The organism is Rhodosalinus sp. K401 (assembly GCF_041365735.1).
Taxonomy (GTDB): Bacteria; Pseudomonadota; Alphaproteobacteria; order Rhodobacterales; family Rhodobacteraceae; genus Rhodosalinus.
In genome coordinates this window covers 57,374-75,183 of sequence record NZ_JBGFSI010000006.1, presented here as the reverse complement: position 1 = coordinate 75,183, position 17,810 = coordinate 57,374, and the positions used below count along the sequence as shown (strand labels likewise).

15 protein-coding genes and 1 pseudogene are annotated in these 17,810 nt (G+C 69.2%); 9 read left to right on the top strand and 7 right to left on the bottom strand.

Going from position 1 to position 17,810, the window contains the following annotated elements:
* The first annotated feature begins 84 nt into the window (after positions 1-84).
* Positions 85-954 carry a deoxyribose-phosphate aldolase gene (gene deoC, locus AB6A66_RS08805; protein WP_371055581.1) on the top strand — a complete coding sequence of 290 codons (870 nt, stop codon included), beginning with the start codon at positions 85-87 and terminating at the stop codon, positions 952-954.
* Positions 955-957: 3 nt separating this feature from the next.
* Here the strand turns inward: deoC and tdh are convergent.
* Positions 958-1,983, bottom strand: a pseudogene (gene tdh, locus AB6A66_RS08800) (L-threonine 3-dehydrogenase).
* 11 nt (positions 1,984-1,994) lie between these two features.
* Positions 1,995-3,179, bottom strand: coding sequence for a glycine C-acetyltransferase (locus tag AB6A66_RS08795; RefSeq protein WP_371055580.1), 1,185 nt, complete (start codon positions 3,177-3,179; stop codon positions 1,995-1,997).
* Between the two features lie 122 nt (positions 3,180-3,301).
* Here AB6A66_RS08795 and AB6A66_RS08790 point away from each other — a divergent pair, with 122 nt between their 5' ends.
* The gene (locus AB6A66_RS08790) at positions 3,302-4,480 is read left to right on the top strand and encodes an acetyl-CoA C-acyltransferase family protein (protein ID WP_371055579.1); all 1,179 of its coding nucleotides are present in this window, start codon (positions 3,302-3,304) and stop codon (positions 4,478-4,480) included.
* Positions 4,481-4,504: 24 nt separating this feature from the next.
* Here the strand turns inward: AB6A66_RS08790 and radC are convergent, their stop codons facing one another.
* From radC to dnaK, 3 genes are all read right to left on the bottom strand, one after another.
* Positions 4,505-5,275 (bottom strand): DNA repair protein RadC, encoded by a 771-nt coding sequence (radC, locus tag AB6A66_RS08785; RefSeq protein ID WP_371038723.1) that lies wholly within the window; start codon positions 5,273-5,275, stop codon positions 4,505-4,507.
* 351 nt (positions 5,276-5,626) lie between these two features.
* The gene (dnaJ, locus tag AB6A66_RS08780) at positions 5,627-6,775 is read right to left on the bottom strand and encodes a molecular chaperone DnaJ (protein ID WP_371055578.1); all 1,149 of its coding nucleotides are present in this window, start codon (positions 6,773-6,775) and stop codon (positions 5,627-5,629) included.
* A gap of 85 nt (positions 6,776-6,860) precedes the next feature.
* Positions 6,861-8,795: a molecular chaperone DnaK gene (gene dnaK, locus AB6A66_RS08775; RefSeq protein WP_371055577.1), complete on the bottom strand. Its 1,935-nt coding sequence runs from the start codon at positions 8,793-8,795 to the stop codon at positions 6,861-6,863.
* A 198-nt stretch (positions 8,796-8,993) separates the two neighbouring features.
* Between dnaK and AB6A66_RS08770 the strand changes: the two genes are divergently transcribed.
* A complete protein-coding gene (locus AB6A66_RS08770; protein WP_371038726.1) occupies positions 8,994-9,599 on the top strand; it encodes an alpha-ketoglutarate-dependent dioxygenase AlkB in 606 nt (201 codons plus the stop codon).
* Positions 9,600-9,603: 4 nt separating this feature from the next.
* Here AB6A66_RS08770 and AB6A66_RS08765 read toward each other — a convergent pair whose 3' ends face one another.
* Positions 9,604-10,242: a COG3650 family protein gene (locus tag AB6A66_RS08765; protein ID WP_371038727.1), complete on the bottom strand. Its 639-nt coding sequence runs from the start codon at positions 10,240-10,242 to the stop codon at positions 9,604-9,606.
* 32 nt (positions 10,243-10,274) lie between these two features.
* Positions 10,275-11,096 (bottom strand): ABC transporter permease, encoded by an 822-nt coding sequence (locus AB6A66_RS08760; protein WP_371038728.1) that lies wholly within the window; start codon positions 11,094-11,096, stop codon positions 10,275-10,277.
* 134 nt (positions 11,097-11,230) lie between these two features.
* On the opposite strand from AB6A66_RS08760, the gene cysQ reads away from it, so the two are divergent.
* From cysQ to AB6A66_RS08730, 6 genes are all read left to right on the top strand, one after another.
* On the top strand, positions 11,231-12,028 hold the full coding sequence (gene cysQ, locus AB6A66_RS08755; RefSeq protein ID WP_371055576.1) for a 3'(2'),5'-bisphosphate nucleotidase CysQ: 798 nt from the start codon (positions 11,231-11,233) through the stop codon (positions 12,026-12,028).
* A gap of 128 nt (positions 12,029-12,156) precedes the next feature.
* Positions 12,157-13,050, top strand: a complete 894-nt coding sequence (gene galU, locus AB6A66_RS08750; RefSeq protein WP_371055670.1) for a UTP--glucose-1-phosphate uridylyltransferase GalU — start codon at positions 12,157-12,159, stop codon at positions 13,048-13,050.
* 19 nt (positions 13,051-13,069) lie between these two features.
* Complete coding sequence (gene galE / locus AB6A66_RS08745; RefSeq protein WP_371055575.1) at positions 13,070-14,053, top strand: UDP-glucose 4-epimerase GalE; 984 nt, start codon at positions 13,070-13,072, stop codon at positions 14,051-14,053.
* A gap of 164 nt (positions 14,054-14,217) precedes the next feature.
* Positions 14,218-15,099, top strand: a complete 882-nt coding sequence (locus AB6A66_RS08740) for a glycosyltransferase family 2 protein (protein WP_371055574.1) — start codon at positions 14,218-14,220, stop codon at positions 15,097-15,099.
* Positions 15,100-16,110: a glycosyltransferase family 2 protein gene (locus tag AB6A66_RS08735; protein ID WP_371038732.1), complete on the top strand. Its 1,011-nt coding sequence runs from the start codon at positions 15,100-15,102 to the stop codon at positions 16,108-16,110.
* Entirely contained in the window at positions 16,107-17,807 is a 1,701-nt protein-coding gene (locus AB6A66_RS08730) for a beta-1,6-N-acetylglucosaminyltransferase (protein ID WP_371055573.1), read from the top strand. Before AB6A66_RS08735 ends, AB6A66_RS08730 begins: the two co-directional genes overlap by 4 nt.
* Positions 17,808-17,810 lie beyond the last annotated feature (3 nt).

The following is a 17,810-nucleotide window of genomic DNA, read 5'->3' as shown; positions in this document are numbered from 1 at the left end:
GGCAACGCAGCCGAAACGCCGGCGCAGGCGGCGCAACGGGCCTCGCGATCAGAACCGGCCCGCAATCCCGGCGGGCGTCTGGACTTGCGGTGGCTCGAAACCGTCTCGATGGACGGGGCGGCGCTGGAGCGCGAGGCCGCAGCCAGACCCGACCTGCCCGATGCAGAGCGCACGGCGTGGCTGGCGCGCGCCCTCGGCATGATCGACCTCACCACCCTTTCGGGCGACGACACGCCCGAGCGCGTGCGGACCTTGGCCGCGACCGCGCGCGCGCCGCTGCCGGAGGATCTCGCGCGTCGGATCGGGCAGGAGGAGCGAACGGTCGCGGCGGTCTGCGTCTACCATGCGATGATCCCGGCGGCGCGCGAGGGTCTCGCCGGAACGGACATTCCCGTGGCCGCCGTCTCGGCGGGTTTCCCGCACGGTCTCTCGCCCCTGCGCGCGCGGATCGTGGAGATCGAGGAGAGCGTGCGCGCCGGCGCGGCGGAGATCGACGTGGTGATCCCCCGCCACCTCGCGCTCGCCGGGGACTGGCGGACGCTGCACGACGAGCTCGCCGCCTTCCGGGACGCCTGCGGGCCGGCGCATCTCAAGGTGATCCTCTCCACCGGGGAACTCGGCGACGCGACGACGATCGCGCGCGCGGCGCTGGTGGCGATGATGGCGGGCGCGGATTTCGTCAAGACCTCGACGGGCAAGGAGGCGGTCAACGCCACCCTGCCCGCCGGGCTGGCCATGATGCGCGCGATCCGGGATTACCGCGACCGGACGAGCCATGAGGTGGGTTTCAAACCCGCGGGCGGCATCTCGAAGGCGGAGGATGCGCTCGCCTGGCTCGCGCTCCTGCGCCGGGAACTGGGCGAGGCGTGGCTCACCCCCGCGCGCTTCCGCTTCGGCGCGTCCTCGCTTCTGGCCGACATCGCGCGCGCGCTCGAAGAGGCCGCGCCGGCCTGAGCCTCACGTCCAGTCCAGCACCACCTTGCCGCTCCGGCCCGAGAGCATGGCGGCGAAGCCTTCCTCGAAGCGGTCCACGGGGAAGCGGTGGGTGATGACGCCGCGCACGTCGAGCCCGTTCTCGAGCATGGCGATCATCTTGTACCAGGTCTCGAAGATCTCGCGGCCGTAGACGCCCTTGATGGTGATCGCCTTGAAGACGATGCGGCTCCAGTCGACGGGCGACTTGCCGGGCGGGATGCCCAGAAGCGCGATGCGCCCGCCCATCACCAGCGCCTCCACCATCTGGTCGAGCGCCGCCTGGCTGCCCGACATCTCGAGCCCGACGTCGAAGCCCTCCTTCATGCCGAGCCGCGCCTCCACCGCGGCAAGCTCCTCCTCGGCGACGTTCACCGTCACAACGTCGGCGACCCTTGCAGCAAGCGCGAGCCGGTCGGGGTTGATGTCGGTGATCACGACGTGGCGCGCGCCCACATGCCGCGCCACCGCAGCCGCCATGATCCCGATCGGGCCCGCCCCCGTCACGAGCACGTCCTCGCCCACCAGATCGAAGGAGAGCGCGGTGTGCACCGCGTTGCCCAGGGGATCGAGGATCGCGCCGATCTCGTCGTCGATCCCGTCGGGCAGCGGCACCACGTTGAAGGCGGGCAGACGGAGATACTCGGCGAAGGCGCCGGGCTCGTTCACCCCGACCCCGCGCGTCTCGGGGTCGAGGTGGAACTTCCCCGAGCGGCTCTGGCGCTAGTGCCGCCCGATCAGGTGCCCCTCGCCCGAACAGCGCTGGCCGATCGCCAGGTCCTCGACGTTCCGGCCCATCTCCACGATCTCGCCCGCGAACTCGTGACCGGTGACGAGCGGCACCGGCACGGTGCGCCGCGCCCAGTCGTCCCAGTTCCAGATATGGATGTCGGTGCCGCAGATGCCCGTCTTCCTGACCCGGATCAGCACGTCGTCGGGGCCGATCTCGGGGACGGGCTCCCGGCGCATCCAGAGCCCCTCGCGGGGCTCGGCCTTCACCAGCGCCTTCATGCCGTTCAGCATCAGATCACTCCCTCGGCCTTGCCCGCGAGCTCGAAGGCGGCGAGCGCGCGGTCGAGCTCCTCCCGCGTGAGCGCCGCGTTCATCTGCGTGCGGATGCGCGCCGCGCCCCGCGGCACGACGGGGAAGAAGAAGCCCGAGACATAGACCCCCTCCTCGAATAGCCGCGCGGCCATGGCCTGCGCCGCGCGCGCCTCGCCCAGCATCACCGGCACGATCGGATGCTCGCCCGGCAGAAGGTCGAAGCCCAGCCGCTCGAGCCCCGCCCGCCAGTAGGCGGCGTTCTCGAAGAGCCGCGCGCGCAGCTGCTCGCCCTCCTCCACGATGTCGATGGCCGCGATGCCCGCCGCGCAGACCGCCGGCGGCAGCGCGTTGGAAAAGAGATAGGGCCGCGCGCGCTGGCGAAGCAGGTCGATCACGGGCTGCGGCCCGGCCACGTAGCCGCCGATCGCGCCGCCCAGCGCCTTGCCGAGCGTGCCGGTCAGGATATCGACCTGCACGCCTGCATGCGCCGGCGTGCCGGCGCCGCGCGCCCCCATGAAGCCGGTGGCGTGGCAGTCGTCCACCATGACCATCGCGCCGTAACGCTCCGCCAACCGGGTGATCCCGGGCAGATCGGCGAGATAGCCATCCATCGAGAAGACGCCGTCGGTCGCGATCAGGATGTCGCGCGCGCCCGCCGCGCGCGCCTCGGCGAGCTTCGCCTCGAGATCGGCCATGTCGGAATTGGCGTAGCGGTAGCGCCGCGCCTTGCAGAGCCGGATACCGTCGATGATCGAGGCGTGGTTGAGCGCGTCCGAGATCACCGCGTCCTCGGGCCCGAGCAGCGGTTCGAAAAGCCCGCCATTGGCGTCGAAACAGGCCGCGAAGAGAATTGCGTCGTCCATGTCGAGGAAGGCCGCGAGACGCCGCTCCAGATCCCGGTGCAGATCCTGCGTGCCGCAGATGAAGCGCACGCTCGCCATGCCCCATCCGTGATCGTCCATCGCGGCCTTGGCCGCGTCGATCAGCCGGGGATCGTCGGCAAGCCCGAGGTAGTTGTTGGCGCAAAGGTTGATGACCTCGCGCCCGGCCACGGTGACCTCCGCAGCCTGCGGCGAGGTGATCTCGCGCTCGCGCTTGATCAGGCCCTCGGCCTCCAGCGCCGAAAGCTCGTCCCGGATCCGCGTCAGAAAGCTGTCTTGCATCGCCGTTCTCCCTTTCCCGTCCGTCTGCGGCCCGCGCACCGCGAAGTCAACGCGGGCTCAGGGTGACGCGGCCCGCGCGCGCGGCTAGTCTGCCCCCCGACACTCGGGCGGAGATTCTCACCATGGACGATATCGTGATCCTCGGCGGCGCGCGCACCGCCATCGGCACTTTCGGCGGCAGCCTCGCCGGCACGCCGCCCATCGCGCTCGGGGCGGCGGCCGCGCGCGCCGCGCTGGAGCGCGCGGGCGTGGAGGGTGGCCAGGTCGGGCATGTCGCCTTCGGGCATGTCATCAACACCGAGCCGCGCGACATGTATCTTTCACGCGTCGCGGGGATGGAGGCGGGCATCCCCGAGACGACGCCGGCGATGAACGTGAACCGTCTTTGCGGATCGGGCGCCCAGGCGATCGTGTCGGTGATCCAGTCGCTGGCCATGGGCGATGCGGAATTCGGCCTCGCCGGCGGCGCCGAGAACATGAGCCGCTCGCCCTTCATCGTGCCCGACCAGCGCTGGGGCGCGAAGATGGGCGACGTCCGCACCCTCGACATGATGCTGGGCGCGCTCAACTGCCCCTTCGGCACCGGCCACATGGGCGTGACGGCCGAGAACGTCTCGGAAGAGCACCAGGTGAGCCGCGAGGCGCAGGACGCCTTCGCCCTCGAAAGCCAGCGCCGCGCCACGCGGGCGATCGAGGAGGGCCGCTTCGACGAACAGATCGTGCCCGTCGAGGTACGGGTGAAGCGCGACACGGTCGCTTTCGACACCGACGAACACGTGAAGCGCGACGCGACCTCCGAGGGGCTGGCGGCGCTGCGTCCGGTGTTCCGCAAGGACGGCTCCGTGACGGCGGGCAACGCGAGCGGGATCAACGACGGCGCGGCCGCGATCGTCCTCGCCCGCGCCGAGGCGGCGGAGGCCGCGGGCCTGAAGCCGCGCGCCCGCGTGCTGGGCTACGCCCATGCCGGGGTGCGCCCCGAGGTGATGGGGATCGGCCCGGTCCCGGCGGTGAAGCGCCTGCTCGAACGCACCGGCCTCTCGGTCGGGGATTTCGACGTTATCGAGTCGAACGAGGCCTTCGCCGCGCAGGCGCTCGCCGTGAACGCGGGGCTGGGCCTCGATCCGGAGAAGGTGAATCCGAACGGCGGGGCCATCGCCCTCGGCCACCCGGTGGGCGCCACCGGCGCGATCCTGACCGTGAAGGCGCTTTACGAGCTCGAACGGTGCGGCGGCCGGCGCGCGCTCGTCACCATGTGCATCGGCGGCGGCCAGGGCATTGCGCTCGCCATCGAACGGGGCTGACGCGCGGCGGGATGGCCGCCCCGGTCAGAGCAACCCCTCGGCGCGGAAGCTCACCTCGCGCGCGCGGCCGATCACCAGGTGGTCGTGCAGGGTGATCGACAACGCCTCGGCCGCGGCGCGGATACGCTCCGTCATTGCGATGTCGGCCTGCGAGGGCGTCGGATCGCCCGAAGGGTGGTTGTGCACCAGGATCATGGCAGAGGCGTTGAGTTCGAGCGCCCGCTTGACCACTTCACGGGGATAGACGGGCACGTGGTCGACGGTGCCGCGGCCCTGCGCCTCGTCGGCCACGAGCACGTTCTTGCGGTCGAGGTAGAGCACGCGGAACTCTTCGGTCGCGCGATGGGCCATGGTGGTGCGGCAGTAATCCAGCAGCGCCTCCCAGCTGGAGATCGCGGGCCGACCGATCACGCGCGCCCGCGCCAGCCGGTGCGCCGCGGCCTCCACCACCTTGAGCTCGCAGATGACGGCCGGCCCGACCCCGGGCGTTTCCGCCAGGCGATCCCGGGGCGCGGAGACCACCCCGTTGAAATCCCCGAAGCGTTCGATGAGTGCGCGCGCCAGCGGCTTCACGTCCTGCCGCGGGATCGCGCGAAAGAGGACGAGTTCCAGCAACTCGTAATCCGGCATGGGATCGGCGCCGCCGGCGAGGAAGCGGTCGCGCAGCCGGCTGCGGTGGTCGCGAAGATACGACGGGGGCCGGGCGCCGGCGTTGACGGCTCGCGTGTCCGCACCCGCCTCGTCGGCGTCGAAAAGGGGCAGCGGCCCCTCGCCAAAGGCGGAACGCGAACGCATGGCCCGACCTTTGCCGCAGACCGGTGAACGAAGCGTTAACACCGGGCCGGCGCGCGCCCTCATGCGGTCCCGGACCTGCCGGCTATGCCGGCTGTCCGGGACCGCTCACTGAAGCCGTCGCGCCGAAGGCGCGTCCGCTGGATCAGGACCGGCGGGAGGGGCCCGCGTGGCGGCAGGGCGGAGGAGTGCCGCGGTCGCTTGCCCATGCGCCCTCCCTCCGGGCTGGCGCCTCGCGCGTTCGGGCCTGAAAACGCTCCGCCGGAGCGTTTTCAGGGCGGCCCTCCCTTCGGGACCGGCGCTTCGCGCGTTCGGGCCTGAAAACGCTCCGCCGGAGCGTTTTCCGGGCGGCCCTCACCCCTTCATGCTGTCCCAGAAACTCTTCACCGAGGAAAAGAAGCTCTTGCTTTCGGGATTGTTGTCTTCCGAAAGGGCCTCGAACTCACGCAGGAGTTCCTTTTGCCGCCCGGTCAGGTTGACCGGCGTTTCCACGGCAAGTTCGATGAACATGTCGCCATGCGTGCCTCCGCGAAGGGCCGGCATGCCCTTTCCGCGCAACCGCATCTGGCGGCCGGACTGGCTTCCGGCGGGGATCTTCACGCGGCTTCGACCGCCGTCGATGGTGGGAACCTCGATGTCGCCGCCAAGCGCGGCGGCCGGCATCGACACCGGCACCCGGCAATGAAGGTCCGCGCCCTCGCGCTCGAAAAGCTTGTGCGGCTGCACCTCGATGAAGATGTAGAGATCGCCCGGCGGCCCGCCGCGCATCCCGGCCTCGCCCTCGCCGGCGAGGCGGATCCGCGTTCCGGTCTCCACGCCCGCGGGAATGTTCACAGAGAGCGCGCGCTCCTTTTCGACACGTCCCGCGCCGCCGCAGACATTGCAGGGATTCTTGATGATCTGCCCGAGGCCCGAGCAGGTGGGACAGGTCCGTTCCACGGTGAAGAAACCCTGCTGCGCGCGCACCTTGCCCATGCCCGAACAGGTCGGGCACGTCGTGGGTTCCGCGCCGCCCTCGGCGCCGGTGCCCTCGCACGCGCCGCATTGCACCGAACCGGGAACGGTGATGGTCTTCTGCATCCCGGTATAGGCGTCCTCGAGCGTCACGCGCAGGTTGTATCGCAGATCTGCACCGCGCGCGGCGCGGTTCCGGCGGCCGCCGCGCCCGCCCATGAAATCACCGAAGAGGTCGTCGAAGACGTCCGAGAACGCGGAGGCGAAATCGCCGCCGCCCGGACCGTATCCGCCCGGGCGCGCGCCGCCGCCGCCCATGCCCTGCTCGAAGGCGGCATGGCCGAAGCGGTCGTAGGCGGCCTTTTTCTCGGCGTCGCGAAGCACCTCGTAGGCTTCGTTCGCCTCCTTGAAGTCGGCCTCGGCCGTCGGGTTGTCCTGGTTCCGGTCGGGATGCAGCTCCTTCGCCTTGCGGCGGTAGGCCTTCTTGATTTCCTCGGCCGACGCTCCGCGCGTCACACCGAGCACGTCGTAGTAATCGCGTTTTGCCATCGGCAAATCTCCCTCGCCCGAAACCGCGAAGGGCCGGCCCGGTATCCGGACCGGCCCCAGCGCGTTTCGTCAGGAGCGGGCGTCGTCAGGCCCGCTTGTCATCATCGAGATCCTCGAAATCCGCGTCGACGATATCGTCGTCCCCGCTGCCGGAGGCGTCCGTGGAGTCCGACCCGTCGGAGCCACCCTCCGAAGCGGCTTCTTCCTGGCTCGACTTGTAGATCGCCTCGCCGAGTTTCATCGCGGCCTCGGTGACGTTCTGGATGCCGGCGCGGATCTTCTCGGCGGTGGTGTCGTCCTTCTCGAGCTCTTCCTTGAGCGCCGAAACGGCCAGTTCGATCGCCTCCACGGTCGAGGGATCGACCTTGTCGCCGTGATCCTCGAGCGATTTCTCGGTGGAGTGCACGAGGCTCTCGGCCTGGTTCTTCGCCTCCACGAGTTCGCGGCGCTGCTTGTCCGCTTCCGCGTTCTCCTCGGCGTCCTTCACCATCTTCTCGATATCGGCATCCGACAGGCCGCCCGACGCCTGGATGGTGATCTTCTGCTCCTTGCCGGTGCCCTTGTCCTTGGCCGAGACGTTGACGATGCCGTTGGCGTCGATGTCGAAGGTGACCTCGATCTGCGGCATGCCGCGCGGCGCCGGGGGAATGTCCTCGAGGTTGAACTGGCCGAGCATCTTGTTGTCGGCCGCCATCTCGCGCTCGCCCTGGAAGACCCGGATCGTCACGGCGCCCTGGTTGTCCTCGGCGGTGGAGAAGACCTGGCTCTTCTTCGTCGGAATGGTCGTGTTGCGGTCGATGAGCCGCGTGAACACGCCGCCCAGCGTCTCGATCCCGAGCGACAGCGGCGTCACGTCGAGCAGCACCACGTCCTTCACGTCGCCCTGCAGCACGCCGGCCTGGATCGCCGCGCCCAGCGCCACGACCTCATCGGGGTTCACGCCTTTGTGCGGCTCCTTGCCGAAGAACTTGGTCACCTCCTCGAGCACCTTGGGCATCCGCGTCTGGCCGCCCACGAGCACGATCTCGTCGATGTCGGACTTCGACAGGCCCGCGTCCTTGAGCGCCGCCTCGCACGGTTTCAGCGAGCCCTTGATGAGATCGCCCACCAGGCTTTCGAGCTTCGCGCGGGTGAGTTTCATCACCATGTGCAGCGGCTGGCCGGTGGCCTTGTCCATGGAGATGAAGGGCTGGTTGATCTCGGTCTGCGTCGAGGACGACAGCTCGATCTTGGCCTTCTCGGCGGCTTCCTTGAGGCGCTGAAGCGCCATCTTGTCCTGCGTCAGGTCGACGCCGTGCTCCTTCTTGAACTCGTCGGCGAGGTAGTTGACGACCCGCATGTCGAAGTCCTCGCCGCCGAGGAAGGTGTCCCCGTTGGTGGATTTCACCTCGAAGAGCCCGTCGTCGATCTCGAGGATCGTCACGTCGAAGGTGCCGCCGCCGAGGTCGTAGACCGCGATCGTCTTGCTGTCCTTCTTGTCGAGGCCGTAGGCCAGCGCGGCCGCCGTGGGCTCGTTGATGATGCGCAGCACCTCGAGGCCCGCGATCTTGCCCGCGTCCTTGGTGGCCTGGCGCTGGGCGTCGTTGAAGTAGGCGGGCACGGTGATGACGGCTTGCGTCACCTCGTCGCCGAGGTAGCTCTCGGCGGTTTCCTTCATCTTCTGCAGGATGAAGGCGGAAATCTGGCTGGGAGAGTACGTGTCACCCTTGACCTCGACCCAGGCATCGCCGTTGCCGCCGTCCACGACGCTGTAGGGGAGGTTCTTGAGGTCCCGGGAGAGATCCGGGTCGTCGAGGCGCCGGCCGACGAGGCGCTTGACGCCGAAGATCGTGTTTTCGGGGTTGGTGACGGCCTGCCGCTTCGCCGGCTGGCCGACGAGACGTTCGTCGTCGGTGAAGGCCACGATGGAGGGGGTGGTGCGCGCGCCCTCCGAATTCTCGATCACTCGGGGTTGCGAGCCATCCATGATGGCGACACAGCTGTTCGTGGTCCCGAGGTCGATCCCGATCACTTTGGCCATGGTTTGATCCCTCTTCTGTTCAAGGCGATATCCCGAAGCGGCGGACCCGTTCCGGCATCCCCGCCCCGCATTTCACGTGCCGGGCCGGTGCCCGCCACGCATCTGGCGGGTATATAGGGAGGGGTCCGGGGGCCTGCAAGCAAGCCTTTGGACCCGATGGGAACAATTGCCGCGAGCCGCGAAAGGGAGGTGCCCGCGATGGTCGAGACGGTGGTCCTGAACGGTGTCCGCGTGCTGCGCGGCTGGCTCGACGCGCCCGCGCAGGCGCGGCTCGTTGACAGGTTGCGCGCGCTGGCGCGGGTCGCGCCCTTCGTGACCCAGGTGACGCCCGGCGGGCGCCCCATGTCCGTCCGCATGACCGCGGCGGGCCGCCTCGGCTGGGTGTCGGACAGGTCGGGCTACCAGTACGCCGCGCGCCATCCCTCGGGCGCGGCCTGGCCGCCGATCCCCGCGCAGGTGATGGAGATCTGGAACGAGGTCACGGGCCTCGCGCGCGCACCCGATTGCTGCCTCGTCAACTGGTACGGGGAAGGCGCGCGGATGGGGCTGCACCAGGACCGCGACGAGGCGGATTTCTCCTGGCCCGTCCTGTCGGTCTCGCTGGGGGACGAGGCGCTCTTCCGGGTGGGCGGCGTGGACGCGCCGCGCCCCTCGCGGTCGCTCTGGCTGCGATCGGGGGACGTCGCGCTTCTGGAGGGGCCTGCGCGGCTGGCATGGCACGGGGTGGACCGGATCCGCTTCGGCTCTTCGTCGCTGCTGCCCGGCGGCGGGCGGATCAACCTGACGCTTAGGGTGGTAGAGTGACGGCTCAGCGCGCCAGGGTGCAGCAGCCCGCGTATTGCCGCAGCGCCCCGCCGTCCTGCACGAGCAGGTCGGCGGAAAGCCCGAACAACCGGTCCGACATCCCGTCGCTGCACCGCGCGCGCCGCACCGTTCCGTGGATCGCCTGCCCGCCGCCCGCGCCCCAGCCGACGAAGCCGTAGGCGTCCGGGCGACCGGCCGCGCGCGTGCGTTCGGAAAGCGAGGCGGTCACCGCGCGCGGCACGCCCGGCCCCTCGAGGCGCAGCCCGTCCTCGGCGACCGACAGGCTCCAGAACGGTTCGGTGCCGAAGCAACGCATGGGAACCGGCAGGGCGTTGCCTCCCTGCCGCGGCTGCCGGGCGAGAAAGCGCATCGACACCCAGCCCGCCTGTTCGCCGGCATTGACCCGCCCCCAGCCCGCGGCGGAGTCGATCGCGGTGACCTCGACGCCCTGCGCACCGGGCGCAAGCGCGCCGATGCGCGCCGCGTCCGCCGACGGCGCGGCGCGGACATTCAGCACGTCGTCCGGTGCCACGCCCCGCACGTCGTAGAGCGCGGGCAGGGGCCCATCCTGCGCGGCCGCCGGCGCGGCGGCGGCGAGGGCCAGGGCGAACGCGGCGAGGACGCTCAAGAGGGCACGGGGCATGACAATCTCCTTTGCCTTTCGGCCGCATGGCCTCAGCGCCGCGCGTACCAGCTTGGCGAGGCGTGCTTGCGGGTGACGAATTCGCCCATCAGGCCGATCAGAAGCAGCACGATCCCGACGGTGAGAGGATACTCGATCGAACTGTTGCGCGGGAAGTAGTTGATGAAGGCGAAGCCGCGCGCCTGGTCGATGGCGTGGAAGAGCGGGTTCCAGTCGAACAGCATCAGCATGTGCGGCGGCAGCGCGTTGGCCACGAACATCTTGCCCGAGGCGATCATGTTGGCGCGTTGATAGACGCTCGTCATCAGGGTGACGACGCCGGGCATCCAGGGCTTCAGCGCCAGCAGCACGAGCCCTACCGCCGCCCCGGTGAACCACGCCAGCAGCACCATGGCGAGGCACCCGATCGGGTCGTGGATTTCGACCGGCGTGAAACCCACATGGTAGACGAACAGGATCAGGAACATCGACAGCAACTGGATGTAGAGCATCCCCACGGCCGCCGAGAGGATCGAGATGGCGGTGTTCATCGGCCCGTGCAGCATCATCGGCGAGGCCGGCCCCTCGGAGGCGACGACGGCGCCCACCGTCTTGATGTGCGTCATGAACAGGAAGACGCCCGTCATGATGTAGATGAGGAAATCGCCCCGGATCTTGAGCCCACGCAGGCCGAGGAAGGTGAACATGAAGTAGAAGGCGAGCACGAAGATCGCCGTCTGCATCACGTTGATGAGGATCGACATGATCGGGCTGCCATGCGTCTTGCGGACGCTGCGCACGACGCCGTGATACACCCGTTCCGCCGTCGAGACGGCCGAGCCGATCGTGTTTCGCGGGGGGGTCTGCTGGAACATGGGTCTCTGCTCTCCGACCCGACGATCGCCCGGACGACTTGCGGTTCCGTTACCACGCGATCATAAGGGCGGCGGCCCCGATTGGCAATCTCGCGCATGCCGCGCGCGGGCGACGCGAGCCGAGGAGACGGCGGATGGATCACGATGTGCTGACCGAAACGGTCCGCCGGCTGGCCCTCGAGGCCGGTGCGGAGATCATGCGCCACTACCGGTCCGGGGATCTCCAGGCGCGCGCGAAGAGCGACGAAAGCCCCGTGACCGCCGCCGACGAGGCCGCTGACCGGATCATTTCCGACGGCCTGCGCGCGGCGTTCCCGGACATGCCGCTCGTCACGGAGGAGCAGGCCGAAAGCCACGCGCAGGACGCCTTCACCTTCCTTGTCGTGGATCCGCTCGACGGCACGCGCGAGTTCATCCGGCGCCGCGGCGACTTCACCGTGAACATCGCCTATGTCGAGGAGGGTCTGCCGGTGCGCGGGGTCGTCTACGCCCCGGCCAGGGGCCGCCTCTTCTACACCACGGCCACGGGCCGGGCGGTGGAAGAGACCGGAGAGATGGACCCTGCCCACCCCGGCGAGACGCGGGAGCTTCACGTCGCGGAGCCCGACAATTCGGCGCTCAGGGTCGTGGCCTCGAAGTCGCACCGCGACGAGGAAACCGACGCCTACATCGCGCGCTACGAGGTGAAGGAGCTGGTCAGCGCGGGCTCGTCGCTGAAGTTCTGCCTGCTGGCCGCGGGAGAGGCCGACCTTTACCCGCGCCTGGGGCGCACCATGGAATGGGACACCGCCGCGGGCCACGCCGTGCTCAACGGGGCGGGGGGGCGCGTGGTGCGGTTCGACGACCACACGCCGCTCGCCTACGGCAAGGCCGGTTTCGCCAATCCCTATTTCATCGCCTACGCGCCGGGCGTTTCGCTGGTGTCGGGCTGATCCCGCGCCGGGGCCTCGGGAATTCCACAAATCCGACATGCATCGCCCCCGGAACTTCGCTAGGCTCCGGCCATGGTGAGCCGTCCGGAGGGGCGGACATGCGTGAATTCGTCGATCAGGAGCAGGGCATGCGGAACAAGGTAACGAAGGCGATCTTCCCGGTTGCGGGGCTGGGCACACGCTTCCTGCCGGCCACGAAATCGGTACCGAAGGAGATCATGACGCTCGTGGACCGGCCCCTCATCCAGTACGCGATCGACGAGGCGCGTGCCGCGGGGATCAAGGAATTCATCTTCGTCACCTCGCGCGGCAAGAGCGCGCTGGAGGACTATTTCGACCATGCGCCCGAACTCGAGACCGCGCTGCGCAAGGCGGGCAAGACCGAGCTTCTGCAGATCCTCAAGAACACCAACATGGAATCGGGCGCGATCGCCTATATCCGCCAGCACAAGGCGCTGGGTCTCGGCCATGCCGTCTGGTGCGCGCGGCGTCTCATCGGGGACGAGCCCTTCGCGGTGATCCTCCCCGACGACGTGATCGCCGCGGAGCAGCCCTGCCTTCAGCAGATGACCGAAGCCTACGAGGAGACGGGCGGCGCCATGGTCGCCGCGATGGACGTGCCCCGGGAACGCATCGGCTCCTACGGGGTGCTCGACCTCGAGGACGACAAGGGAGATCTCGTGAAGGTGCGCGGCATGGTGGAAAAGCCCACACCGGACCAGGCGCCCTCGAACCTCGCGGTGATCGGCCGCTACATCCTCACCCCCGACGTGCTGAAGAACCTGAACCGCATGAAACAGGGCTCGGGCAACGAGATCCAGCTGACCGACGCCATCGCCGACGAGATCGCGCAGGGCCGCGACGTCTATGGCTACCGGTTCCGCGGCCAGCGCTTCGACTGCGGCTCCAAGGCGGGGTTCCTGCAGGCCACCGTCGCCTTCGGGCTGGGGCGCGACGACCTGCGCGAGGACCTGCTGCGTTACCTGCACGAACTCGTCTCGGTCGAGAAGGCCGCGCAGTAGGGCGGCGCGGCATCGCCCGATGGCGCGGATCCTGGTCACCGGCGGCGCGGGGTATATCGGCTCCCACGCCTGCAAGGCGCTCGCCGCGGCGGGAGAGATCCCCGTGACCTACGACAATCTCGTCACCGGCTGGGAACAGGCCGCGCGGTTCGGCCCGTTCGAGCGCGGCGACCTGACCGACCGCGCGCGGCTCGACGCGGTGTTCGCGCGTCATCGGCCCGCCGCGGTGATGCACTTCGCGGCGCTGAGCCAGGTCGGCGAGGCGATGGGTGATCCCGGCCAATACTGGCGCAACAACGTGCTGGGCTCGCTCACCCTGGCCGAGGCGGCTGTTGCGGCCGGCTGCCGCGACGTCGTGTTCTCCTCGACCTGCGCGGTCTACGGCGAACAGGACGGCGTCACCCTCGACGAGAAGAGCGCGCTGCGCCCGGTCAACGCCTACGGCGCCTCGAAGCGCGCGGTGGAGGAGATCCTCGCCCAGTTCGGGGCCGCGCACGGTCTTCGCAGCGTCGTCTTCCGCTACTTCAACGTGGCCGGCGCCGATCCGGAGGCCGAGATCGGGGAATTCCACCGTCCCGAGACGCATCTCGTCCCGCTGATCCTTCAGGCCATCGACGGGCAGCGCCCGGCGCTCACCATCCACGGAACGGATTACGACACGCCCGACGGCACCTGCATCCGCGACTACGTGCACGTCAGCGATCTCGTGTCGGCGCATCTGGCGGGGCTGCGCTGGCTGGCGGAGGGACGGGACAGCCGGGTGTTCAACCTCGGCACGGGGCACGGCTTTTCGGTGCGGCAGGTGATCGACGCCGCCCGCGCGGTCACGGGCCGGGACGTTCCGGTGACGGAGGGGCCGCGCCGCGCCGGGGACTGCACGCGGCTCGTCTCCGGATCCGGCCGCGCGGAGGCCGAGCTCGGCTGGCGGCCCGCGCGGTCCACGCTGGAGACGATGATAGAGGACGCCTGGCGCTGGCACCGCATCGGCGGATACGCCAGCTGACCGGCGCCGTCCGCACCGCCGCCCCAGAGCTCTGGCGCGCCTACCGCCTGCGCTGGCGCCGCCGCCGCCTGCTTCTGCGCGCGTGGCGGAAGCGCGCGGAGCTGACCCCCGTCGCGGACCGGACGGGCGCGATCCGGCGCGGCGCGATCCTGTGCTTTTCCACGATGCGAAACGAGGCGGTCCGCCTGCCCCATTTCCTCGACCATTACCGCCGGCTGGGGGTGGATCATTTCCTTATCGTGGACAATGGCAGCACCGACGGCACCGCAGAGAGGCTGTCGAAGGCGCCCGACGTGTCGCTCTGGCGCACGGAAAGCGCCTATCGCGACGCACGTTTCGGGATGGACTGGCTGACATTCCTGCTGCGCCGCCACGGGCACGGCCACTGGTGCCTGACCGTCGATGCCGACGAGATCCTGATCTACCCGGAGTGGGAGCGGCGGGGGCTCGACGAGCTGACCGCGTGGCTCGACCGGGAGAATATCCCGGCCATGGGCGCCATGATGCTGGACCTCTACCCGAAAGGGCCCCTTGGCGCGGCGGCCTACACGCCCGGCAGCGACCCGACGACGACGCTCGGCTGGTTCGACCAGTGGAACTACACCTGGGAATGGCAGCCACGATACCGCAACGTCTCGATCCGGGGCGGCGTGCGCAAGCGCGCGTTCTTCGCCGAGGCGCCCGAGCGGGCGCCGCACCTGCACAAGATGCCGCTGGTGCGCTGGCGGCGCGGCTACGCCTATGTCAGTTCCACGCATATCGCCCTGCCCCGCAGGCTCAACGCCGTGTTCGACGCGCGGCTCGACCGGCCGCGCGGCGCGCTTTTGCACACCAAGTTCCTCGACGTGGTGATCGAGAAATCCCGCGAGGAAAAACGCCGCCGGCAGCATTTTACCCATGTTGAACGATATGACGGCTATTACGACGCGATCCTGCGGAACCCCGTACTTTGGTCGAAGGCGTCGGCGCAGTATAAGGGGTGGAGGCAACTCGAAGACGCGGGCTTGATCGCCCGGGGGCGCTGGGCGGAAAAAGAGAGAGGCTGAATGCGGTTCTGGCGGTCATACCGGCTGCGCCTGCAGCGCAAGGGGTGGCGCGCCCGCGCCATGCTGAAGCGCCGCCAGCTTCGGCCCGTCGCCGACCGCACCGGCGGCATCCGGCCGGGCGACGTGCTGCTGTTCTGCACCCAGCGTAACGAGGGCGTGCGCCTTCCCTATTTCCTGCAATATTATCGCGATCTCGGCGTCGGCCACTTCCTGTTCGTGGACAACGACAGCGACGACGGGTCGCGCGACTACCTCGCCCAGCAGCCCGACGTCTCGCTCTGGCACACGCGGGCAAGCTACAAGCACGCCCGCTTCGGCATCGACTGGATGAACGGGCTGCTCGCGCGTTACGGGCACGGCCACTGGTGCCTGACCGTCGATGCGGACGAATTCTTCGTCTTCCCGTTCTGCGACACGCGGCCCATCGCCGCGCTGACCGACTGGCTCGACGCGCTGCCGATCCGGTCCTTCGGCGCGATGATCCTCGACATGTATCCCAAGGGGCCGCTCTCCGCCCGGCCGTACCGGCCCGGGCAGAACCCGTTCGAGATCGCGTCCTGGTTCGACGCGGGCAACTACCGGATCGAGAAGAACCCCCGGCTGGGCAATCTTTGGATCCAGGGCGGACCGCGCCAGCGCGTCTTCTTCTCCGACGCGCCACGCAAGGCGCCGGCGCTCAACAAGATCCCGCTGGTGAAATGGCACCGACGCTACGCCTATGTCAGTTCGACCCACATGCTGCTGCCGCGCGGGCTGAACCTCGTCTACGACGACCGGGGCGGCGAGAAGCCGTGCGGCGTCCTTCTTCATGCAAAGTTCCTCGACACGCTCGGCGCCAAGGCCGAGGAAGAGCTCGGCCGGGGCGAGCACTACGCCGGCGGGCGCGAGTATCGCGCCTACGCGGCGCTGGCCGAGGACGACCCCGGGCTCTGGTGCCAGTGGTCCGAGCGATACCTGAACTGGCGCCAGCTGGAGATCCTCGGCCTGATGTCCAAGGGCAACTGGGCATGAACGGGGTCGGCGTCATCATGCTGGTGCATACCGCGCTCGGCCGGGCCGTCCAGGTCGCCCGCCACTGGGCGCGCGCGGGCTGCCCGCTCGTGATCCACGTCGACCGCGCGGTGCCGCCCCAAGGCTACGACCGCCTTCGCGCGGCGCTCTCGGACCTGCCAGACGTGCGCTTCTCCCGCCGCTTCCGCTGCGAATGGGGCACATGGGGGATCGTGGCGGCGACCCAGTCCGCCGCGGAGCTCATGCTGACGGCGTTTCCCGACGTCCGCCACGTCTACCTCGCCTCGGGCGCATGCCTGCCGCTGCGGCCCGTGAGCGAGCTTTCGGACTACCTTGCCGCGCGGCCGCGCACGGACTTCATCGAAAGCGCGACCACCGCCGAGGTGCCCTGGACGGTGGGCGGCCTGCACGAAGAACGTTTCACCCTCTCGTTTCCCTTCGCGTGGAAAAGCCAGCGCCCTCTCTTCGACGGCTACGTGTCGCTTCAGCGCCGGATCGGCCGCAAGCGCCGCCTTCCCGAGGGGATCGTCCCCCATCTCGGCAGCCAGTGGTGGTGCCTGACCCGGGACACGCTGGCCAAGATCCTCGGCGACCCGAACCGGGCCTTGTACGACCACTACTTCCGCCGCGTCTGGATCCCGGATGAAAGCTATTTCCAGACCCTCGCGCGGCGCCACTCGCACGAGGTCGAAAGCCGGTCGCTCACGCTTTCGAAATTCGACTTCAAGGGCAAGCCGCACATCTTCTACGACGACCACCTGGAGCTTCTGCGCCGCTCCGACTGCTTCGTGGCAAGAAAGATCTGGCCGCGCGCCGACCGTCTTTACGAGACGTTCCTCGGCCACGCGGGCCAGGGCATGACACGCGCGGAACCCAACCCGTCCAAGATCGACCGCGTCTTCGCCCGCGCGGTGGAGCGGCGGACCCGCGGCCGGCCGGGGCTCTGCATGCAAGGCCGGTTTCCCCGCGAGGGGTTCGAGACAAGCCCCACCGCCGGGCCATATTCCATGTTCCAGGGCTTCGCCGAACTCTTCGAGGATTTCGCGCCCTGGCTTTGCCGGATGACGGGCGCAACGGTGCATGGCCATCTCTTCGCGCCAGACCGCGCGGAATTCGCGGACGGCCAGGACGTCATCGCGGGCGGACTGTCGGACAGCGCGGCGATCCGCGACGCCAATCCCAAGGCATTCCTCACCAGCCTGGTCTGGAACACGCGCGGCCAGCGGCAGTGCTTCCAGTTCGGACCGCGCGACAACCAGGCGATCAACTGGGACATCGCCAAGGACACGAACGCGCAGATCTCGGTCATCACCGGCGCCTGGGCGATCCCGCTTTTCCGTGCGAACCGCGGCTTCACCTCGCACCGCCGCGAGGCGGCGCAGCTGCAGCATGTCGAAGCCCTGCATCTCAAGGTGCTCCGGTCTCCCTGGGTGAAGGCGCGGGTGCGGATCTGGACGCTGGCGGAGTTCATCGAAGGGCCCGTTCAGCCGCTTCAGACCATCCTCGAGGAGATCGCGCCGCGGGGCATGCAACGCCTCGCGGAGATGCCGCGGATGACCGATCTCACCGGATTCGGGCAATTCCTGCAGGACCTCAAGAACGAAGGGATGCACCCCTACCTGATGGGCAATTTCCCGGTCGTGCCCGACCCGGGCGAGGCCACGTCCTGCACCCCCCGCCCCTATGTCGTGAAGTAGCCG

Excerpts from the sequence above, each read along its gene's own strand:
- cysQ (WP_371055576.1), top strand. The coding sequence starts at position 11,231 with ATGGATCACGATGTGCTGACCGAAACGGTCCGCCGGCTGGCCCTCGAG.
- AB6A66_RS08735 (WP_371038732.1), top strand. The coding sequence starts at position 15,100 with ATGCGGTTCTGGCGGTCATACCGGCTGCGCCTGCAGCGCAAGGGGTGG.
- galU (WP_371055670.1), top strand. The coding sequence starts at position 12,157 with ATGCGGAACAAGGTAACGAAGGCGATCTTCCCGGTTGCGGGGCTGGGC.
- AB6A66_RS08790 (WP_371055579.1), top strand. The coding sequence starts at position 3,302 with ATGGACGATATCGTGATCCTCGGCGGCGCGCGCACCGCCATCGGCACT.
- galE (WP_371055575.1), top strand. The coding sequence starts at position 13,070 with ATGGCGCGGATCCTGGTCACCGGCGGCGCGGGGTATATCGGCTCCCAC.
- AB6A66_RS08730 (WP_371055573.1), top strand. The coding sequence starts at position 16,107 with ATGAACGGGGTCGGCGTCATCATGCTGGTGCATACCGCGCTCGGCCGG.
- AB6A66_RS08770 (WP_371038726.1), top strand. The coding sequence starts at position 8,994 with ATGGTCGAGACGGTGGTCCTGAACGGTGTCCGCGTGCTGCGCGGCTGG.
- AB6A66_RS08795 (WP_371055580.1), bottom strand. The coding sequence starts at position 3,179 with ATGCAAGACAGCTTTCTGACGCGGATCCGGGACGAGCTTTCGGCGCTG.
- AB6A66_RS08740 (WP_371055574.1), top strand. The coding sequence starts at position 14,218 with ATGCGAAACGAGGCGGTCCGCCTGCCCCATTTCCTCGACCATTACCGC.
- dnaK (WP_371055577.1), bottom strand. The coding sequence starts at position 8,795 with ATGGCCAAAGTGATCGGGATCGACCTCGGGACCACGAACAGCTGTGTC.
- AB6A66_RS08760 (WP_371038728.1), bottom strand. The coding sequence starts at position 11,096 with ATGTTCCAGCAGACCCCCCCGCGAAACACGATCGGCTCGGCCGTCTCG.
- radC (WP_371038723.1), bottom strand. The coding sequence starts at position 5,275 with ATGCGTTCGCGTTCCGCCTTTGGCGAGGGGCCGCTGCCCCTTTTCGAC.
- dnaJ (WP_371055578.1), bottom strand. The coding sequence starts at position 6,775 with ATGGCAAAACGCGATTACTACGACGTGCTCGGTGTGACGCGCGGAGCG.
- AB6A66_RS08765 (WP_371038727.1), bottom strand. The coding sequence starts at position 10,242 with ATGCCCCGTGCCCTCTTGAGCGTCCTCGCCGCGTTCGCCCTGGCCCTC.